The sequence below is a fragment of the Thiolapillus sp. genome, assembly GCF_048562965.1.
GTDB lineage: Bacteria > Pseudomonadota > Gammaproteobacteria > Chromatiales > Chromatiaceae > Thiolapillus > Thiolapillus brandeum_A.
On sequence record NZ_JBHNMF010001385.1, the window covers coordinates 1 to 660 of the forward strand.

1 pseudogene is annotated in these 660 nt (G+C 54.4%); it reads left to right on the forward strand.

The features are described from left to right. Positions 1–119: 119 nt before the first annotated feature. Positions 120–660, forward strand: a pseudogene (locus ACOCD2_RS24475) (hypothetical protein); the annotation flags it as partial.

A 660-nucleotide genomic window follows, 5' to 3' on the forward strand; every position in this document is an offset into this window, starting at 1 on the left:
ATGGATAACCATGGCGTTATGCTTCCTCCAGGTTTTGCGTGAGCCAGTCGTTCAATATCTGGCGGGTTCGGAACAAAGGATAGCTCCTTTTTGGAATATAATCACATGGTACCCGACATGTGGGTGATGTGATGCAGGTGGCGCAACTGCAGAACAACAACCAGCTGCAGGATGTGCTGGTCAACAATGTAGACAGCATGGGCAATCCGGATGGTCTGCGCCTGCAGATGACCTACAAGAAATCGAACCATGTCTTCAACGGCGGTGGTACGACGCTGGCGCTGCTGGATTATCCCAACTCACGTTTTGCCACCACAGAAGCGCTGTACCGTCTGAGTGGCTCGGGTGACAAGGGTCACGGCGATCTGAGTTGTGAAAACTGTCACGGCAGCACCCATGCTATCTGGCCGAATAAGAACCCGTTCTCCAATGACAACAAGGCAGCCATGGATCTTCAGGGGCATGCAGGCCCCATCATCGAGTGTTCCACCTGTCATACGGGTGATCTGGGTGTGACGCTGGATGGTCCTCACGGCATGCATCCGGTTGGAGACACCAGGTTCTCTGCTGGCGGGCATGAAAAGCTGGCCGAGAAAAACAAGGATGCCTGCAGAGCCTGTCACGGCAAGAACGGTGAAGGCAGTGTGCTTTCCCGGGTTG